Origin of the sequence: Aquidulcibacter sp., from assembly GCF_049239865.1 — a bacterium.
Classification (GTDB): Bacteria; Pseudomonadota; Alphaproteobacteria; order Caulobacterales; family Aquidulcibacteraceae; genus Aquidulcibacter.
This window is the reverse complement of sequence record NZ_JBMLTR010000152.1, coordinates 1-1866: the sequence shown is the minus strand read 5'-3', so window position 1 is coordinate 1866 and position 1866 is coordinate 1. Positions and strand designations below refer to the sequence as shown.

1 protein-coding gene and 1 pseudogene are annotated in these 1866 nt (G+C 57.3%); both read right to left on the bottom strand.

The genetic code is table 11. The features are described 5' to 3' along the window. Nucleotides 1-819, bottom strand: a pseudogene (locus ACOVRA_RS11015) (AMP nucleosidase); the annotation flags it as partial. Between the two features lie 96 nt (nucleotides 820-915). Then, nucleotides 916-1863 (bottom strand): cysteine synthase A, encoded by a 948-nt coding sequence (gene cysK / locus ACOVRA_RS11010; protein ID WP_421720332.1) that lies wholly within the window; start codon nucleotides 1861-1863, stop codon nucleotides 916-918. Nucleotides 1864-1866: the final 3 nt, after the last annotated feature.

Below are 1866 nucleotides of genomic sequence, written 5' to 3'. Positions count from 1 at the left end.
GGTAATGCCTTGCCCGTCCTTGGTGGTGAGGTGATAGGCTGGCATTTGATACTTGCGCCAAGGGCTGGCCGCGACGCGCCCTTCTGGATCATCATCCAGATTAGAGGCGTCAATCGTTACCCCGCCAGAGCAGATCAAGGAATCATAGCGCCCACCTTGGCGGATCTGATCAATCGCCCAGCGCACAAATTCGTCGACATAGCGGGCGTAATTGGTGAATAGGATCCACGGCTGGAAGGAGCGCCATTCTGTGCCTGAATAATGGGTCAGGCGCTTTAGCGAATAATCCACCCGCAACCCATCATACAAAGCGAGCGGTCGAGGTTGGCCTTGCAGGATTTCAAACTCACCATCGACGATTTCGTCGCCGACAGCGGTCAGTTGCGGCGTCGGGAACCAGCGCGCTAATTCCTGCGGCGGTACATCGCCGACCCCAAGGTCGGTTACGCCGTCGATGACGTAGGAATAAGGCATCTCAGCATCGGACAGGCCGACTTCAACGGTTGCGCCATATTCGCCAACCAAGGGCTCAAGATTTTCAAGCAGATAGTCGGTGAACAGCGCCGGATGGGTGACCGTCGTGGTGTAAACACCTGGCGCGTTAAACTTCGCATAAGCACGCTGGGATACGGGCGGCGGACCGTCCGGCGCATAAGTCACGCGGATTTCGGGATAGCGAAAGCGTGCGCGCTCTTCTGGAGTGGGGGGAACCCGGGTTTGAACAAACCGGGCGAGGGCATCGTGCAGGGCCTGAACGGATGCTGCGTGGATGTCTTGAAGCCTATCAATCGCTTCTTGTGGAGATTTGCATGGAAACATGGCCACATCTGGCTGTTTGAGGCCTGCTTGTCAATCGCAAGATTATGACAAGGGCGATCTGCGACCCGAAGTCCACGTCGCAGACCGCCAGATGGTTTAGCCGATCCCGTCGAACAAGGCCGAGGAAATATAGCGCTCTGCAAAGCTGGGGACGATAAAGACGATCCGCTTGCCGGCATATTCAGGGCGTTGGCCCAATTTGATCGCCGCAGCCAAATTAGCTCCGGTCGAAATCCCGCCGGGCACGCCTTCGGTGCGGGCCAGATCGCGGCTGAAATCAAAAGCCTCCTCATTGGTCACGGTGATGACTTCATCAATCACCGACCGATCCAGCACTTCTGGGATAAAGCCCGCGCCAATGCCTTGGATCTTGTGCGGCCCAGGTGCGCCGCCGGACAAAACCGGGCTGCCCGCTGGTTCCACCGCGACAATCTGAATGCCGGGATTGCGCTGCTTCAACACTTGGCCAACCCCGGTGATCGTGCCGCCGGTGCCGACACCTGCCACAAAGGCATCTACTTTGCCTTCTGTATCGATCCAAATCTCTTCAGCCGTCGTGCGACGGTGCACAGCTGGATTGGCTGGATTCACAAATTGGCCCGGAATCAAGGCGTTTGGCGTTTCTTCGACCAATTGCTTGGCGCGCGCGACAGCGCCCTTCATGCCTTCCGCACCGGGCGTCAGCACTAGCTCAGCCCCAAGGAAGGCCAGCATTTTGCGGCGCTCTAAGGACATGGTCTCTGGCATGACAAGGATTAGGCGATAGCCACGCTGGGCCGCCACAAAGGCCAAGGCAATGCCCGTATTGCCCGAAGTCGGCTCCACCAAGACAGAGCCTTCCTTGATCAGGCCGCGGCTTTCCAATTCCTCAATCATGGAAACCCCGATCCGGTCTTTCACCGAAGCGATCGGGTTGAAGAATTCCAGCTTGCCCAAAAGTTCTGCCTTCACACCATACTTGGCAGCGATCTTGTCTAGGCGTACCAAAGGCGTTGCGCCAATTGTCTCTGTAATGTTCGAGAAAATCCGGCCTTGTGCGCGTATCGC